Genomic DNA, 22,203 nt, shown 5'->3' on the forward strand with positions numbered 1-22,203 from the left:
TCAAAACACCATGAGCCAGAATGAATCCGCATCGGGCAGCGCCCCGAAGCAAGTGAAATGCCCCACCTGTGGTGGCCCAAGTCTATACAGCCCAGCCAACCGCTTTCGCCCGTTCTGCAGCGAGCGCTGCAAGATGATCGACTTGGGCGCGTGGGGGAACGAGGACTTCCGTGTTCCTGCCGAAGCACCGCCCGAAGACAATATCTACGGCGACCCCAAGCTCGAGCCCTGATCAGCCGATCACCGATGGATCGAAGGTCTGCCCACGCTCCTCAGCAAACCATTCGAGCACCGGAACCGCTCCGGGCAGGATCGGTTTGACCATCGGCGGCCAGTCCTGCCAGGCCATGTTCTGACCTTCGCGCATCTCGAACTCACCCTGCCAGTCGTAGACCTTGCACCAGTGCAGGCGCACAAGCGCATGGGGATAATCGTGCTCGGTCACCTTCCAGATGCTGGCCGCACCAATCGTGATGCCGAGCTCTTCCTGCAGCTCGCGGCGCAGCGCCTGTTCCACGGTCTCACCCGCCTCCAGCTTGCCGCCCGGGAACTCCCAGTAGCCCGCATAGGGCTTACCTTCGGGGCGTGATGTGAACAACATCGAGCCATCGCGCTTGAGCAGAATGCCGACTGCTACCTCGGTGTGCTTGCGCGCCGCGTCTGTCATCGGATCAACCATTGGCGTACTGCCCCGCGAAGTCACGCGCGAACTGCGAGGCCACGCGGCCGCTGCGCGAGCCGCGCTCAAGCGCCCAGACCAACGCCTGCGGGCGCGCTTCAACAATCGCAGCCTCCGGCACGCCAAGCGAGCGCAGCCACTGCGCCGTAATGGTGAGGTACTCCTCCTGGCTGAACGGGTAGAAACTCACCCAGAGTCCGAAGCGCTCGGACAGTGAGATCTTCTCTTCCACCGCCTCGCCCGGATGCACCTCGCCATCGGCCGTGTGTTTGTAGCTCAGGTTTTCCTGCATGTACTCGGGCAGCAGATGACGGCGGTTGCTGGTCGCGTAGATCAACACATTGGGCGTCGATGCGGCGACCGAGCCATCCAGAATCGACTTGAGCGCTTTGTAGCTCGCTTCACCGTCCTCGAAACTCAGGTCGTCGCAGAAGACGACGAACTTTTCGGGGCGACTCGACACCACTTCCACGATGTCCGGCAGATCCACGAGATCGGCCTTGTCCACTTCGATCAGGCGCAGGCCCTTGCCTGCATAGGCGTTCAGGCAGGCCTTGATCAGCGATGACTTGCCGGTGCCGCGCGCGCCGGTCAGCAGCACGTTGTTGGCGGGTTTGCCGTCTACGAACTGCTGTGTGTTGCGCTGGATCTTCTCCTTCTGCCCGTCGATTTCCTTCAGGTCATCAAGGCCCTGGGTCGATAGGTGGCGCACCGGCTCCAGAACGCCGTGACCGCTGCTGCGCTTGCGATAACGAAAGGCCAGCGATGCCCCCCAGTCGGGCTCCGACATGGGTTTGGGCAGCACGGATTCGATCCGTTCAATCAGTTGTTCCGCTCGTTGCAGCAAGCGTTCAAAGGCTTCGTTCATGTCTCTTCCGTCAATCAGTCTCAGGTGCTTCAGGAGCGGTAGTCGGCGTTGATGGTCACGTATTCGTGGCTCAAATCGCAGGTCCACACGGTGTCCGCCGCATGGCCGCGGCCAAGCTTCACGCGCACGGTGATCTCGGTCTGCTTCATCACGCGCTGCCCGTCTTCTTCACGGTACTCGGGGTTGCGGCCGCCCTGCTTGGCGACATGCACGTCGTCCAGATACAGATCGATGCCGCTCTGGTCCAGATCATCGATGCCGGCATAACCCACAGCCGCCAGGATGCGACCGAGGTTCGGGTCGCTGGCGAAGAAGGCCGTCTTGACCAAAGGTGAGTGCGCAATCGCATAAGCCACAAGGCGGCATTCGTCGCCCGTCTTGCCACCCTCCACCTGGATGGTGATGAACTTGGTTGCACCTTCACCATCACGCACAATGGCTTGCGACAGTTTCTGCGCCACGTCCAGCAGCGCCGCCTTGAGCACCTTGCCATCGGCACTGTCCATCGACGTGACTTCGGCATTGCCTGCCTTCTGTGTGGCGATCAACACGAACGAATCATTGGTCGAGGTGTCGCCGTCAATGGTCACGCGGTTGAACGACTGGTCAGCCAGATCACGCACCAGATCCTTGAGCAGAGCCGGAGCGATGTTCGCATCGGTCGCGACGAAGCTCAGCATGGTCGCCATGTTCGGGCGGATCATGCCCGCGCCCTTGGAGATGCCGGTCACCGATACGGTTTTGCCCGACAGTTGCACCTGAATGCTGAAGGCCTTGGGGACGGTGTCCGTGGTCATGATGCCGGAGGCGGCATTGCCCCAGTTGCTCGGTGCTGCAGCCGCGATGGCGGCAGGCAAGCCGGCGACGATGCGCTCGACCGGCAGCGGCTCCATGATCACGCCGGTCGAGAACGGCAGGATCTGCGCGGCGGAAATACCCAGCTCCTTGGCGAGAGCGTCGCAGGTCGCATTGGCGCGCGCGAGGCCGTCTGCACCGGTACCGGCGTTGGCGTTGCCGGTGTTGATCACCATGGCGCGGATGTCCGTGCCCTTGGCCAGATGCTCGCGGCAGATCTGTACTGGAGCCGCACAGAAACGGTTCTTGGTGAACACACCCGCGACGGCGGCCCCTTCGTCGAGCAGGAACACGGTCAGGTCCTTGCGATTGGCCTTGCGCACACCCGCCTCGGTCACGCCAATGCGCACACCGGCGATGGGGTGCAGAGCGGCTGGATCAGGGGCGGAAAGGTTCACTGGCATACAACGGTGTCCTTGAAAAATTTAAAATTGGTCGGTCGGTCAGTCGGACTGATCGGCGTCCGCATCGGGTGCGGAGCGAAACCATGATGCTACAAGCAAAAACACGGGCATGAAGCCCGTGTTGTTCTTTGTAGAGCAGATCAGGCCAGTTTGCCGTGACACTGCTTGTACTTCTTGCCGCTGCCGCAGGGGCAGGGATCGTTGCGGCTGATGCGCAGGCCTTCGTATTCGGACGGCAGCGGCTGCAATTCAGGATCATCACCAGGATCGCCCAGATCGGAGCTGCCATGGTAGATCGCTCCGTCGAGTCGATCACCCTGATGCTCCAGCGCCTGCGAAGCCTCATCGAGTTGCTCGTTGGAGCGGATCTGCACCGTCATCAGCGTGCGCGTCACCGAATTTTTCACCGAATCGATCAGTTGACGGAACAGCTCGAAGGCTTCGCGCTTGTATTCCTGCTTTGGCTGCTTCTGCGCATAACCGCGCAGGTGAATGCCCTTGCGCAGGTAATCGAGCGCGGAGAGATGGTCACGCCAGTTCGAATCGAAGCTCTGCAGCAGCACCGCGCGTTCGAAGTTGTTGAACTGTTCCTTGCCGACCATCGCCACCTTGGCGTCGAATTGCTCGCGCGCGGCAGCCAGTACCTTCTCGAGGATTTCCTCGTCGGTCATGCTGTCCGAGCCCTGCACTGCTTCCTGCAGCGGCAGCTCGATCTGCCAGTCACCAGCCAGCGCCTTCTCGAGACCCGGCAGGTCCCACTGTTCTTCGACCGATTCAGCGGGCACATACTGGCGCACGACATCCGTGAAGACATCGTCACGCATGACGGCGATCAGACCCGAGAGGTCTTCGGCGTCGATGATGTCATTGCGCTGCTGGTAGATGACCTTGCGCTGATCATTGGAGACATCGTCGTACTCGAGCAATTGCTTGCGGACATCGAAGTTGCGTGCTTCGACCTTGCGCTGAGCGGATTCGATGCTGCGCGTGACGATACCGGCTTCGATGGCTTCCCCATCGGGCATCTTCAGGCGATCCATGATGGCCTTGACGCGGTCGCCCGCGAAGATGCGCATGAGCTGGTCGTCCAGGCTCAGATAGAAGCGCGAAGATCCTGGGTCACCCTGACGACCCGACCGGCCGCGCAGCTGGTTGTCGATGCGGCGCGATTCGTGACGCTCGGTCGCGATGATGCGCAGACCACCCAAAGCCGCGACCTTGTCGTGATCGACCTTCCACTCATCGCGCAATTGCTGAATGCGCGCGGCACGCGCGCCCTCATCCAGCGACTCGTCGGCCTCGACCGCAGAAATCGCTTTCTCAATGTTGCCGCCCAGCACGATGTCGGTACCGCGACCTGCCATGTTCGTGGCGATCGTGATCATGCCGGGACGGCCGGCCTGCGCGACAATATCGGCTTCGCGGGCGTGCTGTTTGGCGTTCAGCACCTGGTGGGGCAGATTCTCGCGATTGAGCAACTCGTCGATGATTTCCGAGTTCTCGATGGAGGTCGTACCCACGAGCACTGGCTGGCCACGGCCATAGCACTCGCGGATGTCGGCAATCGCAGCGTCGTACTTCTCACGCGTCGTCTTGTAGACGCGGTCAAGCTGGTCGTCACGCTTGCTCGGGCGGTTCGGCGGAACCACTACGGTTTCAAGACCGTAGATTTCCTGGAATTCGTAGGCTTCGGTGTCGGCTGTACCGGTCATGCCCGAGAGCTTGTTGTACAGGCGGAAATAGTTCTGGAAGGTGATCGAGGCGAGCGTCTGGTTCTCGGCCTGGATTTCCACGCCTTCCTTGGCTTCCACAGCCTGATGCAGACCATCGCTCCAGCGACGACCGGACATCAGACGGCCCGTGAATTCGTCTACGATCACGATCTCGCCGTTCTGCACGACGTAGTGCTGATCACGGTGATACAGATGATTGGCGCGCAGCGCAGCGTAAAGATGGTGCACCAGCGAGATGTTGGCCGGATCGTAGAGCGATGCCCCTTCCGCAATCAGACCTGCCTGCGCCAGCAACTGCTCGGCACGCTCATGGCCTTCTTCGGTCAGGAACACCTGCTGCGTCTTTTCATCCAGGGTGAAGTCGCCCGCCTTGATCACGCCCTCGCCCGTGCGTGGGTCGGCTTCGCCTTCCTGGCGCGTGAGCGTGGGAACGATCTTGTTCATCTCCACGTACATGGCCGTGTGGTCTTCGGCCTGACCGCTGATGATCAGTGGCGTGCGGGCCTCGTCGATCAGGATCGAGTCCACTTCGTCGACGATGGCGAAGTTAAGGCCGCGCTGCACACGCTCACGGCCTTCGTAGACCATGTTGTCGCGCAGGTAGTCGAAACCGTATTCGTTGTTCGTTCCGTAGGTGATATCGGAACCGTAGGCAGCCTGCTTGTCCTCGCGCGGCATCTGCGGCAGGTTGATGCCCACCGACAGGCCGAGGAACGTGTAGAGACGACCCATCCAGGTTGCGTCGCGATTGGCAAGGTAGTCGTTGACCGTCACCACGTGCACGCCATGGCCGGACAGCGCATTCAGATAGACCGGCAGCGTTGCCGTGAGCGTCTTGCCTTCACCGGTGCGCATTTCGGCGATCTTGCCGTAATGCAGCGCCATGCCGCCGAGCAGCTGCACGTCAAAATGGCGCATCTTCATAACGCGCTTGGAACCCTCACGCACCACGGCAAAGGCTTCGGGCAACAGGTCATCCAGCGACTCGCCCTTGGCGACGCGATCCTTGAATTCCTGTGTTTTGCCACGCAGTTCGTCGTCGCTCAGCTTCTCGAACTGAGGCTCAAGTGCATTGATACGAACAACCGTTTTGCGATACGTTTTAAGCAGCCGGTCATTGCGGCTGCCAAATAATTTGGTGAGAAAGTTGGTGGCCATGCAAACAGGACCGCCGGGCACACACAACGCGCACCAGGCGACCGTAATCCCTAAGACTAATTGGTATCAGATGGGGCCGGTTCCGGAATTTGCAACAGATGTATGTACTGTTATTTGCCTCCGGACACGGGGGCTCGTGCCGCAGATTCTACCCGTGCGCCGTGGATCGCCCTTCACAAAGTCCAGCTACTCTGACAAGGATGTGGATTTGAGCCCATTTGGCGACGCGCGCGAGCCACGCCACCCTCAATGGAGAGCGCACAAGACACTTGAACGCAGTCGATGATCACCGCTCGATAATGGCGGACAAACCTCGTTCTTTTGTACAGAGTCCACTCACATGCATCGACGCCACGAATCCATCCCACTCCTGCAGGCAGCCCAGCAGTCTCCGACCCTGGCGCAGCTGGCAAGGCTGACCCGCGACTCGAGCGCCCGACTCAAAGCCATTGAGCCACTGATCCCGCCGGGCATGCGCGCGTTGATTCAGGCCGGACCCATCGAAGGCTCGACCTGGTGCTTGCTCGTCAAGGGAAATGCAGCCGCATCCAAGTTAAGACAACTGCTGCCGTCGTTTGAGGCGCACTTGCGGACCAAGGGCTGGGATGTGCAACACATTCGCGTCAGGATCCAGACACGAACGGAGAGCTGAAGATTTCGTCGCTGCAGACATGAAAAAACCCGCCGAAGCGGGTTTTTTGTTTTGGTGCGGTTGTCGGACTCCAACAAATTCATAACCACATGAATTTATTGAGATTTTACAAAAACAACCTCACCGGGATACAAATAAGGATACAAACATGGAAAGACATGTATGCCAACTCCCCTAGTCATCTCCACTTTTCGGCAAGCGTCTCCAGCTCAACAAAAAGTTGGGGCTTGCCATATTTCCTGCGCAGCTCACACACATACGGCTTCAGAGCATCCCAATCTCGAATAAGGTTGCTCCGCTTCATGCGCTTGTAGATCTCTTCATCGAACGCACCCGTGTGTATACCTGTTGACACGTACTCGTAATTATTCAACACACGCAGCTTTAACAAAAATCAACAAATCAAACGAATTCAAAGCGGCCCTAAACCCAGCATCCATGCGGGTTAGCGGGCCGTTTTGCTGTCATCCGTTTGATTAACAAATTCATACGGGGGAAATTTTCTGCGCGTGCGGAACAGCGGGGTTTCCAGCGAGGTCGCCCCTCCAAACTTCTTGCCGCCGCCCCAGAACACTCAACGCCTCATGTTCGGAACATGCTGTTCCTTGTTCCAAATCGGTCTGAATTTTTGGATAAGTGCACGTTCCTCAACCTCGCACATTGAAATATCTGCTTCGCCGAAAAGTGAGATCACTCCGGCCTTTCTCGCCCATATTTCGTAGCGCTTTCCTGTCTTTATACCGTTGGATATGTTTGCCGCATGTTTAATGCCGGTGGCGCTTCCACCAGAGAATCCCGCTGTGTGTTGCCCACAACGTCTTGCAAGCGTGCTGCCAGCCTTGCCAACGTAGACTACGCGGCTCACGTCGCCGTCTATTTCAAGCCAAAGGTAGACCCATCCATGCTCCCCTTGCTTCATGCTTAGTGCGAACCGTGGGTAGACATCCAGGCCAAGAACCAAGTCACCAACTTTTAAAAACTCAAGCTCCAACATCGATTGAATGAGATTCATATTTTCTTTTGAGTCATGTCGTAACTTACGAGAGTTGACGAATTCTATGTTTGCGTGCGATGTGGAATGGCGTGGTTTGACGCATGGTTCGCCCAGCGGGGCTTTGTCCCCGTACGATGCTTCTGCCCAAAAAAAGTATTCCATTTCGCGGTTGAGCGCACGGCGAGAACAGACCGGTTTCTATTGGCGACCCCAAAATTGATGCTACGTCCCCCGCTGCCCTCCAGATTTCTTTGCAGCAAGCAGTTCAAAGGATGAGACAGGGCGGTCTGTAACGACGTCGTTGTCGCAATGTTCTGCACCACCAGCCCAATGCAAAAGCGGGCACATGGCCCGCTGCTGAGTTCCTGCTGATGTTGTTGCTATGAGCCTGCTGTCGCTGCATCTGGTGTTTGCAGCATCTCACGCAAGGCCCGGATTGCACGGTCGGTCATGTCGTTGGTCATCTCCACATGTTGAGGGCAGTCCTCGGCGGGGAAGAAACCGCGCATGACCTGCTCACATGCTTGATGCCATTCGCGTGCGGTCAAGGTGCTGGCGTGCTTGGCGACGACGGCAGACAGATCAGCAATCAGATCGTTCATGGTTTCCCTTTCAATTGTTTCGAGCTGATGCTCGTTGCAGTTCATTGAGCTGGAATTTCAGTTCAGCAATATGGCTGTAGGCGTCACGCACCACAATTCCCAACGCCGTCAGTGTCTGCACGATGGCAGGCGATGCCGGATCGTTCTTGACGGCCTTGGCGACATCAGCGAGTACGTTGTCAGCCATCAAGCGATGGATTGCCACGGCACTGCGGCCACTGCCAAGACGCTTCACCTCATCGATCACGGCATCTGCATTGGCCGGTACGCTGACGAGGCTCAGCTCGTGGATCTCGAAGCGCTTGAACCTAACGCCACCAGAGCGCATGTTCTCGGAGTCTAGAGAGCGGAAGCCGATGGACACGCCCTTGACGATGCCAGTACGCACCGCGTCCCATGCCTCGTTGACGCGATCACGCAATGGGCCTTGTGACAGGTCGGCGTCCTTGGGCAGCTTGGCAGTGAAGCGGATACCCTGCGCAGTAGGCTTGTGAAGCTCTACCGTCCCCACAGGCTCATCGTGCTTGTGCGCCCACAGCAGGGGAATAGGGTTCTTGAACTGTGCGCCCAGCGATTCCACGATGTCACCCACGCGGTCAGGCTCGGGGGTAGTGGCAATGCCTCTGATGATGCGCTGCTCCACGTCAATCGTCTTGACGTTCAGAAGGCAATAGGCTCGCTTCATTTACCACCTCCTACCGCGCTTCGGATGCGGTCTACAAGGGTTGCAGGTTTGGCATCCTGCCGCGCCTTGACGTCGGCCAGTTCTTGCTGGAGCGTGGTGATCTGGTCTTGCAGCGGCTTGACGGCCTTCTCGATCTGGAGTTCGATGAAGCGGGGCAAACCGCGCATTGCGTCGTCAGGTGTCATGCTCATTACCACAGCCCTCCAGAGATGTAGGAAGCAGAGCCTGCACGCGCTTTCCAGCCCCGATGCAGAACACCCTTGATCGCCGTGCATTCCGTCTGGAACATGCTCACATAGCTGGTCGCCGCTGGTGGGTCGTCCGGAGTGTCGGACATCTGCAAAGTGGCGTTGCGGGCGAGTGAGATTTCAGCGCGGGCATCACCGCTGACGAGAACACCGCTCTGGTCAATCAGCCCCAGATAGCCGGTTGCCGATTCGCTGGTGATGACTGGCAGTTTCAGCAGTTCGCCACCATCCACACCGATATTCGGAAACGCTGGAGCGCCACCAGTACCGCGCATCCCTGCCAACTTGAGGGCAGACTCGGGCGTCATGATCCACGCACCATCACGCAGCTTGCCACCGGCAGCAATCAGCAGGTCAATGGCCTTTTGCAGGTCAGCATCCACGTTCGCCAAAGATGTACCGGCAGAGACTGCTGTCGGCGCTGCGTTCATGATCGAACCCGCCACGACTGGCGAGAAGAATGTCGCATCCTCCGCCTCACCGACTGCCAAGGCCAGATCAGCAGTAAGAGCTTCGTCCGTGCCCGGAATGCTGTTGTTCAGCAGTTCATTCGTCACGACGCTGATACCGCCTACCTTGATCGGGATGACCTGAATGCCGTTCATGTCGGCGCGGCTCACAGGAATGAGCTTGCGTTCGTTCACCGGATAGGCTTTTGTACCGGTGCCAAATGCGATGGTGTTCACGCGGCTGGGCACCTTGCGGGCACGCTCCAGACGGCTCAGGATCGCACGGGGGCGCAGTGCCATCATGAAATCTGCCCCCACATCAGTTTGCGGAATATCGGCCAGCGTAGAGCTACCTACAGCGGCTTTTATCTGAGAAATGATCGCGGATTTGTCAATCCAGTTTTGCGCCTCAGCATAGGCTTCTGCGGCGGCTGTCTGTCCCTCAGCCAGCGCAATGCTGCGGATGTAGCGGCCTGCGGTACGGCCAATAGATTTGTTGGTTTCCATCATGGATAAAAAGAGTTGTTGACGCCTTAGTCTCTGGCGCATTGAGAGTTCTGTCGCTCATCGTCGATGAGGCTATCGACCACCTCACGGGCAAGAACTTCGGGCTTCCGATGTGAGCCACGCGGGGCAGACACACGCCAGTAATCCCGGGCGATGTCGCCGCCCTCGCGCAGCCATGACAAGCCGCCACCGGCCATGAAAAGGCATGCCTCCCGACTGGGCAGTTCTCCACGCATCAACGCCCGGAAGGCTTCGGCCAGAAGGGCAATGCGCCCCTCACGACTGAAATCGCTGGGGATGCGGTTTCTGTTGAATGGGTCGTTCAGCATCCGGCCCCTTTCGCACTGGCTTGCTGGTACACCGTCCACAGCCCCGCGCCAGCCGCGCAGCGTTCGCCATACCCGGCGCCACGGCCAGCAGCGATGCAATCAGCGCAGCCGATGTGATGCATGTAATAGCTCGTGGATCGCTCACGCCAGCGGGTCTGTTCTTTCCAGACATCGAGCCCGCGTTCATGGGCGTCAATCTCAGCCTCCAGCAGCTTCGCCAGCTCGTCCTTGTGGCTGCGGATCAGCGTGCGCAGTTCGTCGTTCAGCAGCGTTGCGGGCTTGACCTTGATCGTGTGTTCCGAGGTCAAGTTCAGTTGCAAACCAGCATCGCGGAGAGTCTCCAAAATGGCGGCGGCGGTCATCAGAACTCCTCATCGCTGTCAACGTCAGCGGCAGTTTCCGTCTTCACGTCACTGGCGTTTTCTGCCGAAGATGCCCCGAAGGTGCCCAAGATGCCCTGTTTTAAAAGTTGGGCACCTTGGGCATCTTCGAGGGCATCTTCGGTTTCACCCACTGCCGCGAGCCATTCGGTTTTGGGGATAAATCCGTCCGGCAGTGACCAGTACCAACCATCCCCAACCCCACCTTTGCGCGGCTTGACTCCCATCTTCTCGCGCACCGTCCGAACCTGCTTTTTGCTGTAGCCCATGCCGACAATTGCTGCTTCAACTTGCTTGCTCTGGCGACAACCGTCCTTGAGTTCCGCCCACATGAGCATCGGCAAATCCGTCTTCCCTGCGGCGACTTCTTCAATCTCCTCGTCGGGGTCTGTCAGTAGGTCACGCGCACTGCCTTGCACCGCCTTGCCCCACGCGATACGGGATGCTTGAATGCCCGGAAGCGGCTCGCTCTGCTCAAGGTGGTATTCAAAGCCGCCATCGTCCGGGCCGATGTTGGATTTGCTACGAGCAAGAATTCGTGCGTCTTCGCCATCCTCCGCACTCTTGACCTTGGCAGCAACCAGCACGATGCGAGCAACAGCAGTGAATGCCACGCTACCCACCACGCGCTGAGCTGGGTCAGTACCTTGGCCGCCCTTGGCGAAGTGGGTGATGCCCAGCACCGCGCAATCGCAGGCGTCGGCCAGATCAACCAGTGGTTGCAGTGCTCGGCGTACTTCGGTGTTCTTGTGGCTGTCGCCAGTCACGGCAGACACGACAGGGTCAACCACCAGCAGGCGAACACCTCCGATAACGTCGATGGCTTCCCGCAGTTGCTGGAGGTCGCGGGCTGGATCAAATGGCACCACCACACCATCACGCATTGCGCCTTTGACGAAGTGACAGCGCGAGCGATCAGCCCCGGCGGCCAGCAATCGAGGTAGCAGCGTATCGGCGGGGTCGTCTTCGCCGCTCCAGATCAGCACGTTGCCTTGTTCGCAGCGATCACCATCCGGCCACCGGCCCCCCATCGTCACCGTCGCCGCCATTGCCAATGCAATCGTCGTCTTGCCCTGACCTGGAGCGCCCGCCAGAATGTGCAGCTTCTTGAGTGCGAGCCAGTATTTCCAGAGCCATGCAACCGGCTGGGGTGTCAGGTCCGCACCGCTCACCAGCACCACCCGATCCATGGGCACATGTTCAGCCATCTCAAAGGCGTCAGTAATGGCATTCATTGCGATGCCTCCTTTTCTTGAATCAGGCGCTTCAAATCGTTGAAATCTGAGTCCTTCGGGCCACGTTGCAGGCCGTTGAAATCAGGCTTCATCAGCAGGCCACCGACAGCGCGAGCGGCTTCCGTGGCGGCGGTCAGGCCGGGGTTGCCGGGTGTCGTCCAATCGTCATCAGCGGCGATGTACAGATCGATGCACGGATACTTGGCGCGCAGAGCCTTGGCGACTGGCAACAGGTTGCCGCTGTTGAATGCCACCGCTACGGCGCTGCCCGCGTCCTCGTGGATCGTGCTGGCCGTCGCATAGCCCTCTGCGATCACGATGAGCCCGATGGCCTGCCAATCGAGTGATAGCAACCCTTCACGCGACCACCGAAAAGAAAGCGCTTGTCGCCACTGCGGTCGATGGTCTGCAAGCTGTGCAGCACGCCATTCGAGTCACGCACCGGCACCAGCAACACACCATCCAGAACCCGCAGACCGTGGGCCTTCACGCCCTTGGCTGTGAGGTAGGGATGATCCAGAACTGGAGCGGATGCAAGCCAGCGCAGGCCAGCTTCTGCAGCGGCCTGAGCCTGCCTCTCGCGCTGCTCGGCGTCGTGTTGCTTCCTGAGTGCATCCATGCGGCGCTTGTAGGCCTTGCGCTCAGTGTCGGAAAGCTCTCTCTCGTCGCGCTTGCTGACGATCAGGCCGCATTTGAAGCAGTGCGCAATGCCGTGGTCGTGCGAGAGGATCGTCACGCCCATATCCTTCTTGCGGGGCTTGGTGCCGCAGGCTGGGCAGCAAATCCGGTGATCTCCCGGCTCCAGCTCATGCCATGGAATTGGGTGAGTCATGGTGCCACCTTCCTTGCCGCAAGATGCTCCTTGAACAGTGCGTCAAAGGCCGTGTCCAGTGTGGATTTGGCAACGCCGAGAATGGTCTCAACTGCATGAAAAATGATGTTGTCTTTGCTCTCGTTGACCATCCCCACAATGGCAAGCGTCGATGCGATATGACCGCTCAAATCTTCCAGAGAGTCATAGGCGGGCTCACCACGCAAAGCAGCTTCCTCGAATTGATCGTCCAACCAATCGATCAGACGAACGGCCCCCAATTCGGCATCTGTTCCCGCATCTTCCACTGCCTTGCGGGCAATCGCCATTGCCTCTACAACCTTGCTTTTTGCAACGTCGAATGCGACCTTTGCAGCATCGTCTTTGATGGTGGTCTTCATGCTGCACCTCCCTCGTATGGGATTGCCAAACCAAAGATTTTTTGGTGCATCTCTTTGGCCGTGGTGCCGTCCTCATCAAGGTACGCCATCAGCATTCCGTTGAGAGCGAATATGCGTGTGCCGAAGCAGCGCAGCAGGCCTTCAAACTTCACATCACCATCAACCTCATCGGCCATCAACGTGACCGCCTGAGCGATGGCGCTGATGTCCCTTGTGCATTGCAGCGCGAGCATTCGGCGTTCTTCTTGGCAAGGCTCCGCCTGCACCGCTGAGCCAGCGGCGTTTTTCTTGGTGGTCATGGGTTAGCCCTCCGTGCTCAGATCGAGACTGCGCAGGGCAGCGAGCGCTTGGACAGCTTTGCGGCGTGCTCCGGCCACGTTGGCTTGTGGCTGGGACAGGTAATGCACGGCCATGCTCAGGGCATTGTGAGCATCAGCGTGATGTTGGATAGGGGTGCCCTTGTTGGGCGTGATGGCAGCGCGGCGGCTGGCCTTGGTGATGACGGTCATGGTCTGGATTCCTGCTGGAGAATCAGGGGAAACCACCGTTTGCGTTTTCATCGCATAGGGTGGACGGGATGTGAAAAACACGCCAGCAGGCATGCGGCGCAGGTTGCCCTTTTGCCCATCCCGTCCGAAACCGTGAGGGATAGGTGCAGGCGCACCAGTCCCCAAAATTTGGACGTGACAAAAGCTCACTTTACGGTGGAGCTTGCTACCGCTGCTGGTTTGGTGTTTCTCAGGCACCGGGCCTTTCGGCTTGGCGCTATTGTAGATCGACTCGGAAAAAGTGCAAGAGGTCATTGCACGGCCTCCAAACGCTGGGCCTTCTTGGACTCGATCCAAGCGTGGATTTCAGACTGATCGAAGAACACCGCAGCCTGGCGGGTTTCACCCAGCTTGATGGGGCGCGGGAAGCTAGGATCGCCAGCAACCAGTTTTTCCAAACCGCTCTTGCTCAGGTCGAGAACCTTGGCGGCGGTGGTTTTGCGAAGCAGCGCCATATACGTGCATCTGTAGTTAAGGTGCTCGTATGGTTAATTTTCTGCCCGCCCAGTAGGGGCAACTGCCCAAGCAAATAGGCAACTGCCCCAAGAATCCTTATTTCATGCGGCTTGCCAGCGCATCAGGAATTTTCTTTAGGTGGCCCTCTACAGTCGTTTCCCCCAAACTGATGCCCAATTGTGCAGCAGTTGACACGATCAACCCGGCCGCCTTAGACGCATTGCTATAGGGAATCTTCGATTCCTTGCAAAGTGCCGCGATGATGCACAGGAGCGTGTTCCGCTCCTTTGTCTGCAATGGCTTTTCATCCTGCAACTGAGAGTCAGAATCTGCCGTACCTTCGTCAGCATTCGCCATCGCTTCGAGCGCTGCGAGAGGCACGCGAACATCATCAGTCCGAACGATCACTGGGTCTTCAAACCAAAGGAACTCATCATCATTTTTTAGTGTCCCAGTAGCATGAGTCACCTCTGATTCGCCCGTTTGCCATATCTCGGCAATGCTCTGCGGATACAGAATCGCCCATGTCCACGGAAGATCGCCCAATACTTTGACGAGTCCTTCACCGAGAATGAACCGCATTTTTTTCACACGAGTCGTGCGTGGAGGCGCTGCGCGAAGCTCGATATCCATGTGGAGAGCTGCGTTGAAAATCATGGATGCACTCCATTCGCAACCGGTTCTCTTGCTCAGTTCGGCTATCGCTTCTGGAAGTGTGAAAAGTTTAAGCATTGCACCCCTCGATGCCCCCCGAAAGAAGTTGCCAGCCCAGCCTGTCAGGGAAACAGGTTTTCGGGGATCAGCCTAGGGCTGGCAGAAACTCATGCTAACTGAATGTTGGCAATGCCACTGACAGCCAGCACATCAACCTGATCGGCCCACCACTGCGCCAGCTCCCGGCGCTGCTGCAAATACATGGCCTTGTTGTAGACGCCCTCCACGCCCTTGACCTTATGAGCGAGCGCGGCGTCGATGATCCGATGGTCCTTGCCCGCCTCGTTCGCTGCCGTGCTGAAAAGGTGCCTCATGCCGTGGGGAGTCTGCTTGCTCTTGTATCCCATGCGGTCGAGCGCCTGATTGAACGTCATATTGCTGATCGGTTCGTTCTTGCGAGTGTTGCGACCGGGAAAAAGCCAGTCGCTACGGTCGCGGTACTTCTCCAGCTCCTGCAAGAGCTTCACGGTCTGGTCGGCCAGCGGGACAACGAAATCCCGACGCTCCTTCTTGCGGCTCTCAGGGATCGTCCACAGCCCCGCCTTGAGGTCGAATTCGCTCCATGTGGCGCTGCGCAGCTCGGTCGGGCGCACGGCCAGCAGCATCAGCAGTTGCAGGCCGATGGCGATGGGGCGCGATGGGTAGGCGCGCATGGCCCGGATCAGCTCGGGAATCTCAGCCGGGGATACATGCGCGAAGTTCTCGTTCTCGCTGGACTCCAGAAACTTGTGCAGATTGTTGATGGGGTTGTACTGGGTGCGGTCAGTCACTTGAGCCAGAGCGTAGATGTCTTGGCAGTAGGAGCGGGCTTTGGTGAGCGTTTCCAGCAAGCCCTTTTCCTCCAGCCCCTTGAACAGGTTGAACCACTCGCTGGCAAGAATGGTGCGATAGGGGCGGTTGCCCATCTTGGGGGTGATGTGGATTTCCAGCATCCGCTTGGCGCGGTCATAGGTGCCTTCCGTCCAGTCCTTGCGCTTGATTTCCAGCCACTCGGCCATGAGCGCGGAGAACGGCTCCTGCAAGAGTTTGTCAGGGGCCTGCTTGGAGTTCAGCTCAGATAGCGGGATACCCCTGTCCTTGGCTTCCTTGGCCCGCTTGACGGCTTCCTCACGCGCCTCCTGCCCTCCTAGCTGGTGAGCGCCCTTGCCGTAGGGGCCTAAGCCCATCCACGTCCATTTCCCGTCTGGCTTCTTGTACCGAAGCTGCCAGTCCTTCATGCCGTTCTCTTTCACCCGGAGATACACACCGTCAGCGTGAAGCTCCCGGTACATCGAGCTTTCAGGCTCCAGCGCCTCTATGGTCGTGTCTGACAGCGGCCTTTTCTTGATGTCCTTGCGCTTCATTCCGTGTATCCCTATTCGAATTTGAACCAAGGATACAAGGATGGATACAGGGATACAAGCGGTGTATGGGTTTATGCGTGGGCTTGCAGAGGCATGGAATCAGAGGTAAATCCTTGATCCACAAAGAAAAAACCCCCATGCGTGAGCATGAGGGTTCTTTGTACTGGTGCCGGTTGTCGGAATCGAACTGACGACCTACCGCTTACAAGGCGGGTGCTCTACCAACTGAGCTAAACCGGCGAAGCTCTTATTCTAGCTTCAAGTTTTGGGTGTTTTGGACAAAACCAAAAAACTTTTTCTATTTTGTTTACTTCACGAGCTTAAGAGATGGACGCGCACCACCACCTCCAGCAGGTGGCTTGGGAGGCGGCACATCCTCATCGGACGCCTTCTCCTGCACACCACCCACAGGGACCAATTGTGGAGCCGGGCGCTCTGAAGCGCCGTCTACCTTGGTGGACGAATCCGCCACCTCATCCATCTGCGAAGGCACAGCGTCTTGCGATACCGCGCCGTCGAGATTATCGACCGGCGGGGGAAACGCCATGCCCTGCCCATTCTCGCGAGCATAGACGGCGATCACACGGCCCACGGGGACCATGATCTCGCGCGCCACGCCGCCAAAGCGGGCCTTGAACTCGATGAAGTCGTTGCCAAGCTGCAGGCTGCTGGTCGCGTCGTAGCTGGCGTTCAGCACAATCTCGCCGTCCTTCACGAACTCATGCGGCACCCGAACGGAGTCGTTCACGCTGACCACGATGTAGGGCGTGAATCCGTTATCGATACACCACTCATGGATCGCGCGGACCAGATAGGGCCGGGTGGAGGTGATTTCCGGGGCATTGATCATGTTTTGAATGCGTCAGTCAGTGCGTTGAGTCAGTTCAAGCAGCACGCAGCTTACTTGCGCATCACCTTTTCGGAAGGCGTCAGCGCTTCGATGTAGGCCGGACGCGAGAAGATGCGCTCTGCATACTTGAGCAGCGGAGCAGCGTTCTTGCTCAGCTCGATACCGTAGTAGTCGAGACGCCAGAGCAGCGGTGCAATCGCCACGTCGAGCATCGAGAAATTCTCGCCGAGCATGTACTTGTTCTTCAGGAACACGGGCGCCAGCTGGGTCAGGCGATCACGGATATGCGAGCGGGCCTTTTCCAATGCCTTGTCGTTGCCCTTGGAGGCGCGCGACTCGAGCGTGTTCACGTGAACGAACAGTTCCTTCTCGAAGTTCAAGAGGAACAGACGCACGCGGGCGCGATCCACAGGGTCGCCAGGCATCAGTTGAGGATGCGGGAAGCGCTCGTCGATGTACTCGTTGATGATGTTCGACTCATACAGGATCAAATCGCGCTCGACCAGGATGGGCACCTGACCGTACGGATTCATCACATTGATGTCTTCGGGCTTGTTGTAGAGATCCACATCACGGATTTCGAAGTCCATGCCCTTCTCGAACAGAACGAAGCGGCAACGGTGTGAAAAAGGACAGGTCGTACCCGAATAAAGCACCATCATGGTGAGCGGCTCCTAAAAAGTCAAAAGAGTGGACGCTTTCGCGGCCACTCTGCACCAGTCAAACCGAAGCTCGACCGGAAGAACAAGGCATTGAATATATGGCGATTACTTGACGTCTTTCCAGAAGGCTGCGTTGAGCCTCCACGCGATGAACGTCATGATTCCCAGGAAGAACAGAACCCATACGCCCACGCGGATGCGCGTATTTTGCGCTGGTTCGCCCATCCACTGCAGGTAGTTCACAAGATCACCTACAGCCTCGTCGTATTTCTGGGGCGTCATAGTACCAGCGGTCACCTGCTCCCACCCCTTGAATACCTGAGTTTTGTGTCCGTGACTTTCCACCTCGTCGTAAACAGGGCGGCGATCACCCTGCAATTGCCACATCGGATGCGGCATGCCGACACTCGGGAAAGCCAGATTGTTCCAGCCCGTGGCCTTGGTGTCATCGCGGTAGAAGGTGCGCAGGAAGGTGTAGAGGTAGTCAGCACCCGTGCCATTGTGACCGGCACGCGAACGTGCGATCACGGTCAGGTCGGGCGGGTTGGCTCCGAACCATTCCTTGGCCAGCTTGGGATCAATGGACGCCTTCATGGTCTCACCGATCTTGTCGGTTGCGAACATGAGATTGTCCTTGATCTGCGCCTCAGACAGGCCAATGTCCTTCAAACGATTGATCCGCATGAAAGCGGCCGAATGGCAGTTCAGACAATAGTTCACGAAGATTTTCGCGCCGTTCTGCAGCGAAGCTGTGTCGCTGGTGTTGACCGGCGCCTTGTCCCACGCGATTCCACCCTCTGCAGCCTGCGCACCCGCAGCGATTCCAAGCGCCGCGACCAGGGTCAAGATAATTTTTTTCATCATGGTTGTGGGCTCCTGCTCAATGCGCGGCAAAGGTGACACGATCCGGCACCGGCTTGGGCTCACCCAAACGGCTCCACCAAGGCATCAACAGGAAGAAACCGAAGTAAAACAACGTACCGACCTGCGAAACGCGCTCACCAATCGGTGACGGAGGCTGCACGCCCAGATAAGCCAGCACAACGAACCAGACCACGAAGATGGCGTACATCCACTTGTGCCAGCTCGGACGATAGCGAATCGAACGCGCGGGGCTCTGATCCAGCCATGGCAGAAAGAACAGGATGATCACGGCACCACCCATCACCACCACGCCCCAGAACTTGGCGTCAATCGACAACATCAGCGCGATGGCGACGATGGCTGCCACCGCCACAGCGCCCTTGGCAATGCTCGGCAGTTTCGATTTGAAGATGCCGAAGCCGGCACCCAGCACCACGCAGGCAATCAGCGCATACATCATCTCGCTGGTGATGGCACGCAGCATCGAATAGAACGGCGTGAAGTACCAGACCGGCGCAATGTGATTCGGCGTCTTCAGCGGATCAGCCGGGATGAAGTTGTTGTACTCAAGGAAGTAACCACCGAACTCGGGCGCAAAGAACACCACAGCCGAGAAGATGAACAGGAAGATGCAGACGCCGAAGATGTCGTGCACCGTGTAGTACGGATGGAAGGGGATGCCGTCCAGCGGATGACCCTTCGCGTCCACCGGCTTGCCGGGGCCCTTGATTTCGATCCCGTCGGGGTTGTTGGATCCCACGTCGTGCAGCGCCAGCAAGTGCGCGACGACCAGACCCAACAGCACCAGCGGCACGGCGATCACGTGGAAGCTGAAGAAGCGATTCAGCGTTGCGTCACCCACCACATAATCGCCGCGGATCAGCAGCGCCAGATCGGGACCGACAAAGGGAATCGCGGCAAACAGGTTCACGATCACCTGAGCGCCCCAGTACGACATCTGGCCCCATGGCAGCAGATAGCCCATGAAGGCTTCGGCCATCAGGCACAGGAAGATCGCACAGCCGAAGATCCAGACCAGCTCACGTGGCTTGCGGTACGAGCCGTACAGCAAGCCACGGAACATGTGCAGATAGACGACGATGAAGAACGCCGACGCACCCGTCGAGTGCATGTAGCGGATCAGCCATCCCCACGGAACGTCGCGCATGATGTACTCGACCGACTCGAACGCCTTGGCGGCGTCGGGCTTGTAGTGCATCACGAGGAAGATTCCGGTGACGATCTGGATCACCAGCACCAGCAGTGCGAGCGAGCCGAAGATGTACCAGAAATTGAAGTTCTTCGGAGCGTAGTACTCCGACATGTGAACCTTGTAGGCCTCGAAGGCCGTGGGAAAGCGGTTCTCCAGCCAGGTCGACGTCTTCTCGACAGCCGAGGCATTGGGGGAGACATCCTTGAATTCGCGGTAAGCAGCCATGATTGTTTCCCTCAAGCCTTCTTGTCGTCGCCGATGAGCAATCGGGTGTCGGACAGGTACATGTGAGGTGGAACCTCAAGGTTGTCGGGAGCGGGTTTGTTCTTGAACACGCGGCCAGCCAGATCGAATGTGGAGCCGTGGCAGGGACAGAGGAAACCGCCCTTCCAGTCATCCGGAAGCGAAGGCTGAGGACCCGAGTGGAACCGGTCCACCGGCGAGCAGCCCAAGTGGGTGCAGATTCCCACGACGACAAGAACATCAGGCTTGATCGAACGCGCCTCGTTGCGCGCATACGGCGGCGTAAACTCGTCGGCCTTGCGAAGCGATTTCGGATCGGCCAGTTGCGAGTCGAGCGCTGGCAACTCATCGAGCTGTTGCTTGGTTCGTTTGACGATCCAGACTGGCTTGCCGCGCCACTCCACCGTCATTTTCTCCCCTTCCTGCAGAGATGAGATATCCACCTCCACCGGCGCACCGGCGGCCTTTGCCTTTTCCGACGGCTGAAACGTGCTCACAAAGGGGACGGCAACTCCAACGCCGCCCACCGCACCAGCGCAGCCAGACGCAATCAGCCACGTCCGTTTGCTGGAATCGATCCGGGATTCACTCATGGGGGTCCTCGATTTGCTTCGCTAATATGTTTAACAATAAATTGTAGCGGAGTGAAAATGGTTAACGCACCATAGCGTTCACCCTTAAGCTAGGCAATACTTCAGTGTTTTCATCTATATCAAAGGATTTCATTTATGAGCTTCATGTCTGAGTTTCGCGAATTCGCAGTCAAAGGCAACGTCATTGATTTGGCAGTCGGCGTGATCATCGGTGGAGCATTCGGCAAGATCGTTGACTCCATCGTCAACGACCTCATCATGCCCATCGTCGGCTTGATCTTCGGCAAGCTGGACTTCTCGAATCTATTCGTTGCACTGGGAAATGTTCCAGAGGGAACACCCCATACCCTGGAAGCCATCCGCAAGGCAGGCGTCCCGGTTTTCGCCTACGGCAACTTCATCACTGTCGCCGTGAACTTCATCATCCTCGCCTTCATCATTTTCCTGATGGTCAAGCAGGTCAACCGCCTGAAGCGCGAAGCTCCGGCCCCGGCCCCAGCTCCGGAAGCCACACCCGAAGACATCGTTCTGTTGCGTGAAATCCGCGACAATCTCAAGCGTTGATTTGATTTTTTTACAACACTCCAAAGCAAAACGCCGCTCCATCGAGCGGCGTTTTGCTTTTCATCACAATCTCATGTATTAATAATTGCGCATATTTCACTCATTCCAGTTCGCAAGCCGTTTAGCGACCTGAATGGATTCAATCAAACTCGCTGCATCCGCGATTCCGCTTCCTGCAATATCGAATGCCGTGCCGTGGTCAGGGCTGGTACGCACCAGCGGCAGGCCCAACGTCACATTCACACCGGAGTCCACACCCAGATATTTGACCGGAATGAGCCCTTGGTCGTGGTACATGGCGATCACCACGTCGAACTCGCCGTGCTTGTCCACGCTGCTACGAGCGCGCATGAAAACCGTATCTGGCGCAAAAGGACCTGTGGCGAAAATGCCTTCAACTTGAGCCGCAGCGACCGCCGGAGCGATGATTTCCAGCTCCTCGTGTCCAAACAGGCCCCCTTCTCCCGCATGCGGGTTCAAACCCGCCACACCCATGCGCGGTGGCCGGCCCAACGTCTTGGACAGCGCGTTGTGGGTAATGCGCAATGTCTGCAATACATTTTCGAAAGTAACCGCATCAATTGCATCACGAAGTGACATGTGAATGCTCACCAGCACGGTTCGCAGCGCATCATTGGCAAGCATCATGCGCACCGGCATATCGGCGATGCCCACACCCGTGAAGGCGGCGGATTCGGCCTGCAGCAACTCGGTGTGTCCGGGAAAGCTCACGCCCGCAAGCGACAGGGCTTCCTTGTGCAGCGGCGCAGTCACCAGTGCCGCGACCTCTTCACGCAGCGCGGCGCGCGCGGCCCAGATCACGCAATGTGCGGCAGCATCCCCACCCTCTCGGGTGATCTGGCCAAAAGGCACCAGCGCCGCCGGCATATCCGGCAACTGGAGCACCGGAATGCATCGCGGCGGCATCCGCAAAGCCTCGGCCGCATCCTCGATGCGCATCACCGGAATCGGCAGATCGCCCTCCTCACTCACGCATTGCACAGCGCGCCGCATGGTCGCCACATCGCCGACGACGAAACACCCGCGCGTGACGTCAGGCGCGTCGCGAAATGCCTTGACGATGATTTCCGAGCCAATGCCCGCCGGGTCGCCTTGCGTGATGACCAGTGGCTTGGACAAATTCTGTGATTCAACGGACATGG

30 protein-coding genes and 1 tRNA gene are annotated in these 22,203 nt (G+C 58.2%); 3 read left to right on the forward strand and 28 right to left on the reverse strand.

What is annotated here, in order from left to right; translation table 11 throughout:
* The first annotated feature begins 10 nt into the window (after positions 1–10).
* Positions 11–232 (forward strand): DNA gyrase inhibitor YacG, encoded by a 222-nt coding sequence (locus G7047_RS17145; RefSeq protein ID WP_166307988.1) that lies wholly within the window; start codon positions 11–13, stop codon positions 230–232.
* Here the strand turns inward: G7047_RS17145 and G7047_RS17150 are convergent, their stop codons facing one another.
* From G7047_RS17150 to secA, 4 genes are all read right to left on the reverse strand, one after another.
* Complete coding sequence (locus G7047_RS17150) at positions 233–679, reverse strand: NUDIX domain-containing protein (protein WP_166307991.1); 447 nt, start codon at positions 677–679, stop codon at positions 233–235.
* Positions 672–1,547: an ATP-binding protein gene (locus G7047_RS17155; RefSeq protein WP_166307994.1), complete on the reverse strand. Its 876-nt coding sequence runs from the start codon at positions 1,545–1,547 to the stop codon at positions 672–674. The genes G7047_RS17150 and G7047_RS17155 overlap by 8 nt, the downstream gene beginning before the upstream one ends.
* A 29-nt stretch (positions 1,548–1,576) precedes the next feature.
* Positions 1,577–2,806, reverse strand: coding sequence for a bifunctional glutamate N-acetyltransferase/amino-acid acetyltransferase ArgJ (argJ, locus tag G7047_RS17160; RefSeq protein ID WP_166307997.1), 1,230 nt, complete (start codon positions 2,804–2,806; stop codon positions 1,577–1,579).
* Positions 2,807–2,946: 140 nt separating this feature from the next.
* Complete coding sequence (gene secA, locus G7047_RS17165; protein WP_166308000.1) at positions 2,947–5,697, reverse strand: preprotein translocase subunit SecA; 2,751 nt, start codon at positions 5,695–5,697, stop codon at positions 2,947–2,949.
* Between the two features lie 340 nt (positions 5,698–6,037).
* Here secA and G7047_RS17170 point away from each other — a divergent pair, with 340 nt between their 5' ends.
* The gene (locus G7047_RS17170) at positions 6,038–6,349 is read left to right on the forward strand and encodes a hypothetical protein (protein WP_166308003.1); all 312 of its coding nucleotides are present in this window, start codon (positions 6,038–6,040) and stop codon (positions 6,347–6,349) included.
* A 178-nt stretch (positions 6,350–6,527) separates the two neighbouring features.
* Here G7047_RS17170 and G7047_RS31520 read toward each other — a convergent pair whose 3' ends face one another.
* The 23 genes from G7047_RS31520 to petA form a co-directional block, all read right to left on the reverse strand.
* On the reverse strand, positions 6,528–6,725 hold the full coding sequence (locus G7047_RS31520) for a DUF4760 domain-containing protein (RefSeq protein ID WP_371813801.1): 198 nt from the start codon (positions 6,723–6,725) through the stop codon (positions 6,528–6,530).
* A gap of 198 nt (positions 6,726–6,923) precedes the next feature.
* Positions 6,924–7,361 (reverse strand): hypothetical protein, encoded by a 438-nt coding sequence (locus G7047_RS17180; RefSeq protein WP_166308009.1) that lies wholly within the window; start codon positions 7,359–7,361, stop codon positions 6,924–6,926.
* A 362-nt stretch (positions 7,362–7,723) separates the two neighbouring features.
* On the reverse strand, positions 7,724–7,945 hold the full coding sequence (locus G7047_RS17185) for a hypothetical protein (protein ID WP_166308012.1): 222 nt from the start codon (positions 7,943–7,945) through the stop codon (positions 7,724–7,726).
* Between the two features lie 10 nt (positions 7,946–7,955).
* The gene (locus tag G7047_RS17190) at positions 7,956–8,630 is read right to left on the reverse strand and encodes an HK97 family phage prohead protease (RefSeq protein WP_166308015.1); all 675 of its coding nucleotides are present in this window, start codon (positions 8,628–8,630) and stop codon (positions 7,956–7,958) included.
* Positions 8,627–8,821, reverse strand: coding sequence for a hypothetical protein (locus G7047_RS17195; RefSeq protein WP_166308018.1), 195 nt, complete (start codon positions 8,819–8,821; stop codon positions 8,627–8,629). Before G7047_RS17195 ends, G7047_RS17190 begins: the two co-directional genes overlap by 4 nt.
* Positions 8,821–9,837 (reverse strand): phage major capsid protein, encoded by a 1,017-nt coding sequence (locus tag G7047_RS17200; RefSeq protein WP_166308021.1) that lies wholly within the window; start codon positions 9,835–9,837, stop codon positions 8,821–8,823. The genes G7047_RS17195 and G7047_RS17200 overlap by 1 nt, the downstream gene beginning before the upstream one ends.
* 23 nt (positions 9,838–9,860) lie before the next feature.
* The gene (locus G7047_RS17205) at positions 9,861–10,163 is read right to left on the reverse strand and encodes a hypothetical protein (RefSeq protein ID WP_166308024.1); all 303 of its coding nucleotides are present in this window, start codon (positions 10,161–10,163) and stop codon (positions 9,861–9,863) included.
* The gene (locus G7047_RS17210) at positions 10,157–10,525 is read right to left on the reverse strand and encodes a hypothetical protein (protein WP_166308027.1); all 369 of its coding nucleotides are present in this window, start codon (positions 10,523–10,525) and stop codon (positions 10,157–10,159) included. Before G7047_RS17210 ends, G7047_RS17205 begins: the two co-directional genes overlap by 7 nt.
* Positions 10,525–11,778, reverse strand: a complete 1,254-nt coding sequence (locus G7047_RS17215; protein ID WP_166308030.1) for an AAA family ATPase — start codon at positions 11,776–11,778, stop codon at positions 10,525–10,527. The genes G7047_RS17210 and G7047_RS17215 overlap by 1 nt, the downstream gene beginning before the upstream one ends.
* Positions 11,775–12,131 carry a toprim domain-containing protein gene (locus G7047_RS17220; protein WP_166308033.1) on the reverse strand — a complete coding sequence of 119 codons (357 nt, stop codon included), beginning with the start codon at positions 12,129–12,131 and terminating at the stop codon, positions 11,775–11,777. The genes G7047_RS17215 and G7047_RS17220 overlap by 4 nt, the downstream gene beginning before the upstream one ends.
* Positions 12,092–12,610: a hypothetical protein gene (locus G7047_RS17225; protein ID WP_166308036.1), complete on the reverse strand. Its 519-nt coding sequence runs from the start codon at positions 12,608–12,610 to the stop codon at positions 12,092–12,094. The genes G7047_RS17220 and G7047_RS17225 overlap by 40 nt, the downstream gene beginning before the upstream one ends.
* A complete protein-coding gene (locus G7047_RS17230; RefSeq protein WP_166308039.1) occupies positions 12,607–12,990 on the reverse strand; it encodes a hypothetical protein in 384 nt (127 codons plus the stop codon). The genes G7047_RS17225 and G7047_RS17230 overlap by 4 nt, the downstream gene beginning before the upstream one ends.
* A complete protein-coding gene (locus G7047_RS17235) occupies positions 12,987–13,289 on the reverse strand; it encodes a hypothetical protein (protein ID WP_166299738.1) in 303 nt (100 codons plus the stop codon). The genes G7047_RS17230 and G7047_RS17235 overlap by 4 nt, the downstream gene beginning before the upstream one ends.
* Before the next feature lie 3 nt (positions 13,290–13,292).
* Positions 13,293–13,499: a hypothetical protein gene (locus G7047_RS17240; protein WP_166299740.1), complete on the reverse strand. Its 207-nt coding sequence runs from the start codon at positions 13,497–13,499 to the stop codon at positions 13,293–13,295.
* Between the two features lie 290 nt (positions 13,500–13,789).
* Positions 13,790–13,993 carry an AlpA family transcriptional regulator gene (locus tag G7047_RS17245; protein WP_166308042.1) on the reverse strand — a complete coding sequence of 68 codons (204 nt, stop codon included), beginning with the start codon at positions 13,991–13,993 and terminating at the stop codon, positions 13,790–13,792.
* 97 nt (positions 13,994–14,090) lie between these two features.
* Positions 14,091–14,651, reverse strand: coding sequence for a hypothetical protein (locus G7047_RS17250; protein ID WP_166308045.1), 561 nt, complete (start codon positions 14,649–14,651; stop codon positions 14,091–14,093).
* A 164-nt stretch (positions 14,652–14,815) separates the two neighbouring features.
* On the reverse strand, positions 14,816–16,051 hold the full coding sequence (locus G7047_RS17255; RefSeq protein WP_166308048.1) for a site-specific integrase: 1,236 nt from the start codon (positions 16,049–16,051) through the stop codon (positions 14,816–14,818).
* Positions 16,052–16,215: 164 nt separating this feature from the next.
* Positions 16,216–16,291 (reverse strand) — tRNA-Thr (locus tag G7047_RS17260).
* A gap of 67 nt (positions 16,292–16,358) precedes the next feature.
* Positions 16,359–16,901, reverse strand: coding sequence for a ClpXP protease specificity-enhancing factor (locus G7047_RS17265; RefSeq protein WP_166308051.1), 543 nt, complete (start codon positions 16,899–16,901; stop codon positions 16,359–16,361).
* Between the two features lie 50 nt (positions 16,902–16,951).
* A complete protein-coding gene (locus G7047_RS17270; protein ID WP_166308054.1) occupies positions 16,952–17,563 on the reverse strand; it encodes a glutathione S-transferase N-terminal domain-containing protein in 612 nt (203 codons plus the stop codon).
* A 105-nt stretch (positions 17,564–17,668) separates the two neighbouring features.
* A complete protein-coding gene (locus G7047_RS17275; protein WP_166312118.1) occupies positions 17,669–18,424 on the reverse strand; it encodes a cytochrome c1 in 756 nt (251 codons plus the stop codon).
* Positions 18,425–18,443: 19 nt separating this feature from the next.
* A complete protein-coding gene (locus tag G7047_RS17280; protein WP_166308057.1) occupies positions 18,444–19,865 on the reverse strand; it encodes a cytochrome bc complex cytochrome b subunit in 1,422 nt (473 codons plus the stop codon).
* Between the two features lie 11 nt (positions 19,866–19,876).
* Positions 19,877–20,476, reverse strand: coding sequence for a ubiquinol-cytochrome c reductase iron-sulfur subunit (petA, locus tag G7047_RS17285; RefSeq protein ID WP_166308060.1), 600 nt, complete (start codon positions 20,474–20,476; stop codon positions 19,877–19,879).
* A gap of 135 nt (positions 20,477–20,611) precedes the next feature.
* Between petA and mscL the strand changes: the two genes are divergently transcribed.
* Positions 20,612–21,040: a large conductance mechanosensitive channel protein MscL gene (gene mscL, locus G7047_RS17290; protein ID WP_166308063.1), complete on the forward strand. Its 429-nt coding sequence runs from the start codon at positions 20,612–20,614 to the stop codon at positions 21,038–21,040.
* 96 nt (positions 21,041–21,136) lie between these two features.
* Here the strand turns inward: mscL and pdxA are convergent, their stop codons facing one another.
* A complete protein-coding gene (gene pdxA, locus G7047_RS17295; RefSeq protein ID WP_166308066.1) occupies positions 21,137–22,201 on the reverse strand; it encodes a 4-hydroxythreonine-4-phosphate dehydrogenase PdxA in 1,065 nt (354 codons plus the stop codon).
* Positions 22,202–22,203: the final 2 nt, after the last annotated feature.

It is taken from the genome of Diaphorobacter sp. HDW4A (genome assembly GCF_011305995.1).
Taxonomy (GTDB): Bacteria; Pseudomonadota; Gammaproteobacteria; order Burkholderiales; family Burkholderiaceae_C; genus Diaphorobacter_A.

Bases quoted from the DNA above. Each gene is read 5' to 3' on its own strand.
- G7047_RS17200 (WP_166308021.1), bottom strand. From the start codon at position 9,837: ATGATGGAAACCAACAAATCTATTGGCCGTACCGCAGGCCGCTACATC.
- secA (WP_166308000.1), bottom strand. From the start codon at position 5,697: ATGGCCACCAACTTTCTCACCAAATTATTTGGCAGCCGCAATGACCGG.
- G7047_RS17155 (WP_166307994.1), bottom strand. From the start codon at position 1,547: ATGAACGAAGCCTTTGAACGCTTGCTGCAACGAGCGGAACAACTGATT.
- G7047_RS17235 (WP_166299738.1), bottom strand. From the start codon at position 13,289: ATGACCACCAAGAAAAACGCCGCTGGCTCAGCGGTGCAGGCGGAGCCT.
- G7047_RS17250 (WP_166308045.1), bottom strand. From the start codon at position 14,651: ATGATTTTCAACGCAGCTCTCCACATGGATATCGAGCTTCGCGCAGCG.
- argJ (WP_166307997.1), bottom strand. From the start codon at position 2,806: ATGCCAGTGAACCTTTCCGCCCCTGATCCAGCCGCTCTGCACCCCATC.
- mscL (WP_166308063.1), top strand. From the start codon at position 20,612: ATGAGCTTCATGTCTGAGTTTCGCGAATTCGCAGTCAAAGGCAACGTC.
- petA (WP_166308060.1), bottom strand. From the start codon at position 20,476: ATGAGTGAATCCCGGATCGATTCCAGCAAACGGACGTGGCTGATTGCG.
- G7047_RS17245 (WP_166308042.1), bottom strand. From the start codon at position 13,993: ATGGCGCTGCTTCGCAAAACCACCGCCGCCAAGGTTCTCGACCTGAGC.
- G7047_RS17240 (WP_166299740.1), bottom strand. From the start codon at position 13,499: ATGACCGTCATCACCAAGGCCAGCCGCCGCGCTGCCATCACGCCCAAC.
- G7047_RS17180 (WP_166308009.1), bottom strand. From the start codon at position 7,361: ATGAATCTCATTCAATCGATGTTGGAGCTTGAGTTTTTAAAAGTTGGT.
- G7047_RS17230 (WP_166308039.1), bottom strand. From the start codon at position 12,990: ATGAAGACCACCATCAAAGACGATGCTGCAAAGGTCGCATTCGACGTT.
- G7047_RS17185 (WP_166308012.1), bottom strand. From the start codon at position 7,945: ATGAACGATCTGATTGCTGATCTGTCTGCCGTCGTCGCCAAGCACGCC.
- pdxA (WP_166308066.1), bottom strand. From the start codon at position 22,201: ATGTCCGTTGAATCACAGAATTTGTCCAAGCCACTGGTCATCACGCAA.
- G7047_RS17195 (WP_166308018.1), bottom strand. From the start codon at position 8,821: ATGAGCATGACACCTGACGACGCAATGCGCGGTTTGCCCCGCTTCATC.
- G7047_RS17145 (WP_166307988.1), top strand. From the start codon at position 11: ATGAGCCAGAATGAATCCGCATCGGGCAGCGCCCCGAAGCAAGTGAAA.
- G7047_RS17225 (WP_166308036.1), bottom strand. From the start codon at position 12,610: ATGACTCACCCAATTCCATGGCATGAGCTGGAGCCGGGAGATCACCGG.
- G7047_RS17270 (WP_166308054.1), bottom strand. From the start codon at position 17,563: ATGATGGTGCTTTATTCGGGTACGACCTGTCCTTTTTCACACCGTTGC.
- G7047_RS17280 (WP_166308057.1), bottom strand. From the start codon at position 19,865: ATGGCTGCTTACCGCGAATTCAAGGATGTCTCCCCCAATGCCTCGGCT.
- G7047_RS17210 (WP_166308027.1), bottom strand. From the start codon at position 10,525: ATGACCGCCGCCGCCATTTTGGAGACTCTCCGCGATGCTGGTTTGCAA.
- G7047_RS17150 (WP_166307991.1), bottom strand. From the start codon at position 679: ATGGTTGATCCGATGACAGACGCGGCGCGCAAGCACACCGAGGTAGCA.
- G7047_RS17215 (WP_166308030.1), bottom strand. From the start codon at position 11,778: ATGAATGCCATTACTGACGCCTTTGAGATGGCTGAACATGTGCCCATG.
- G7047_RS17275 (WP_166312118.1), bottom strand. From the start codon at position 18,424: ATGAAAAAAATTATCTTGACCCTGGTCGCGGCGCTTGGAATCGCTGCG.
- G7047_RS17205 (WP_166308024.1), bottom strand. From the start codon at position 10,163: ATGCTGAACGACCCATTCAACAGAAACCGCATCCCCAGCGATTTCAGT.
- G7047_RS17170 (WP_166308003.1), top strand. From the start codon at position 6,038: ATGCATCGACGCCACGAATCCATCCCACTCCTGCAGGCAGCCCAGCAG.
- G7047_RS17265 (WP_166308051.1), bottom strand. From the start codon at position 16,901: ATGATCAATGCCCCGGAAATCACCTCCACCCGGCCCTATCTGGTCCGC.
- G7047_RS17255 (WP_166308048.1), bottom strand. From the start codon at position 16,051: ATGAAGCGCAAGGACATCAAGAAAAGGCCGCTGTCAGACACGACCATA.
- G7047_RS17190 (WP_166308015.1), bottom strand. From the start codon at position 8,630: ATGAAGCGAGCCTATTGCCTTCTGAACGTCAAGACGATTGACGTGGAG.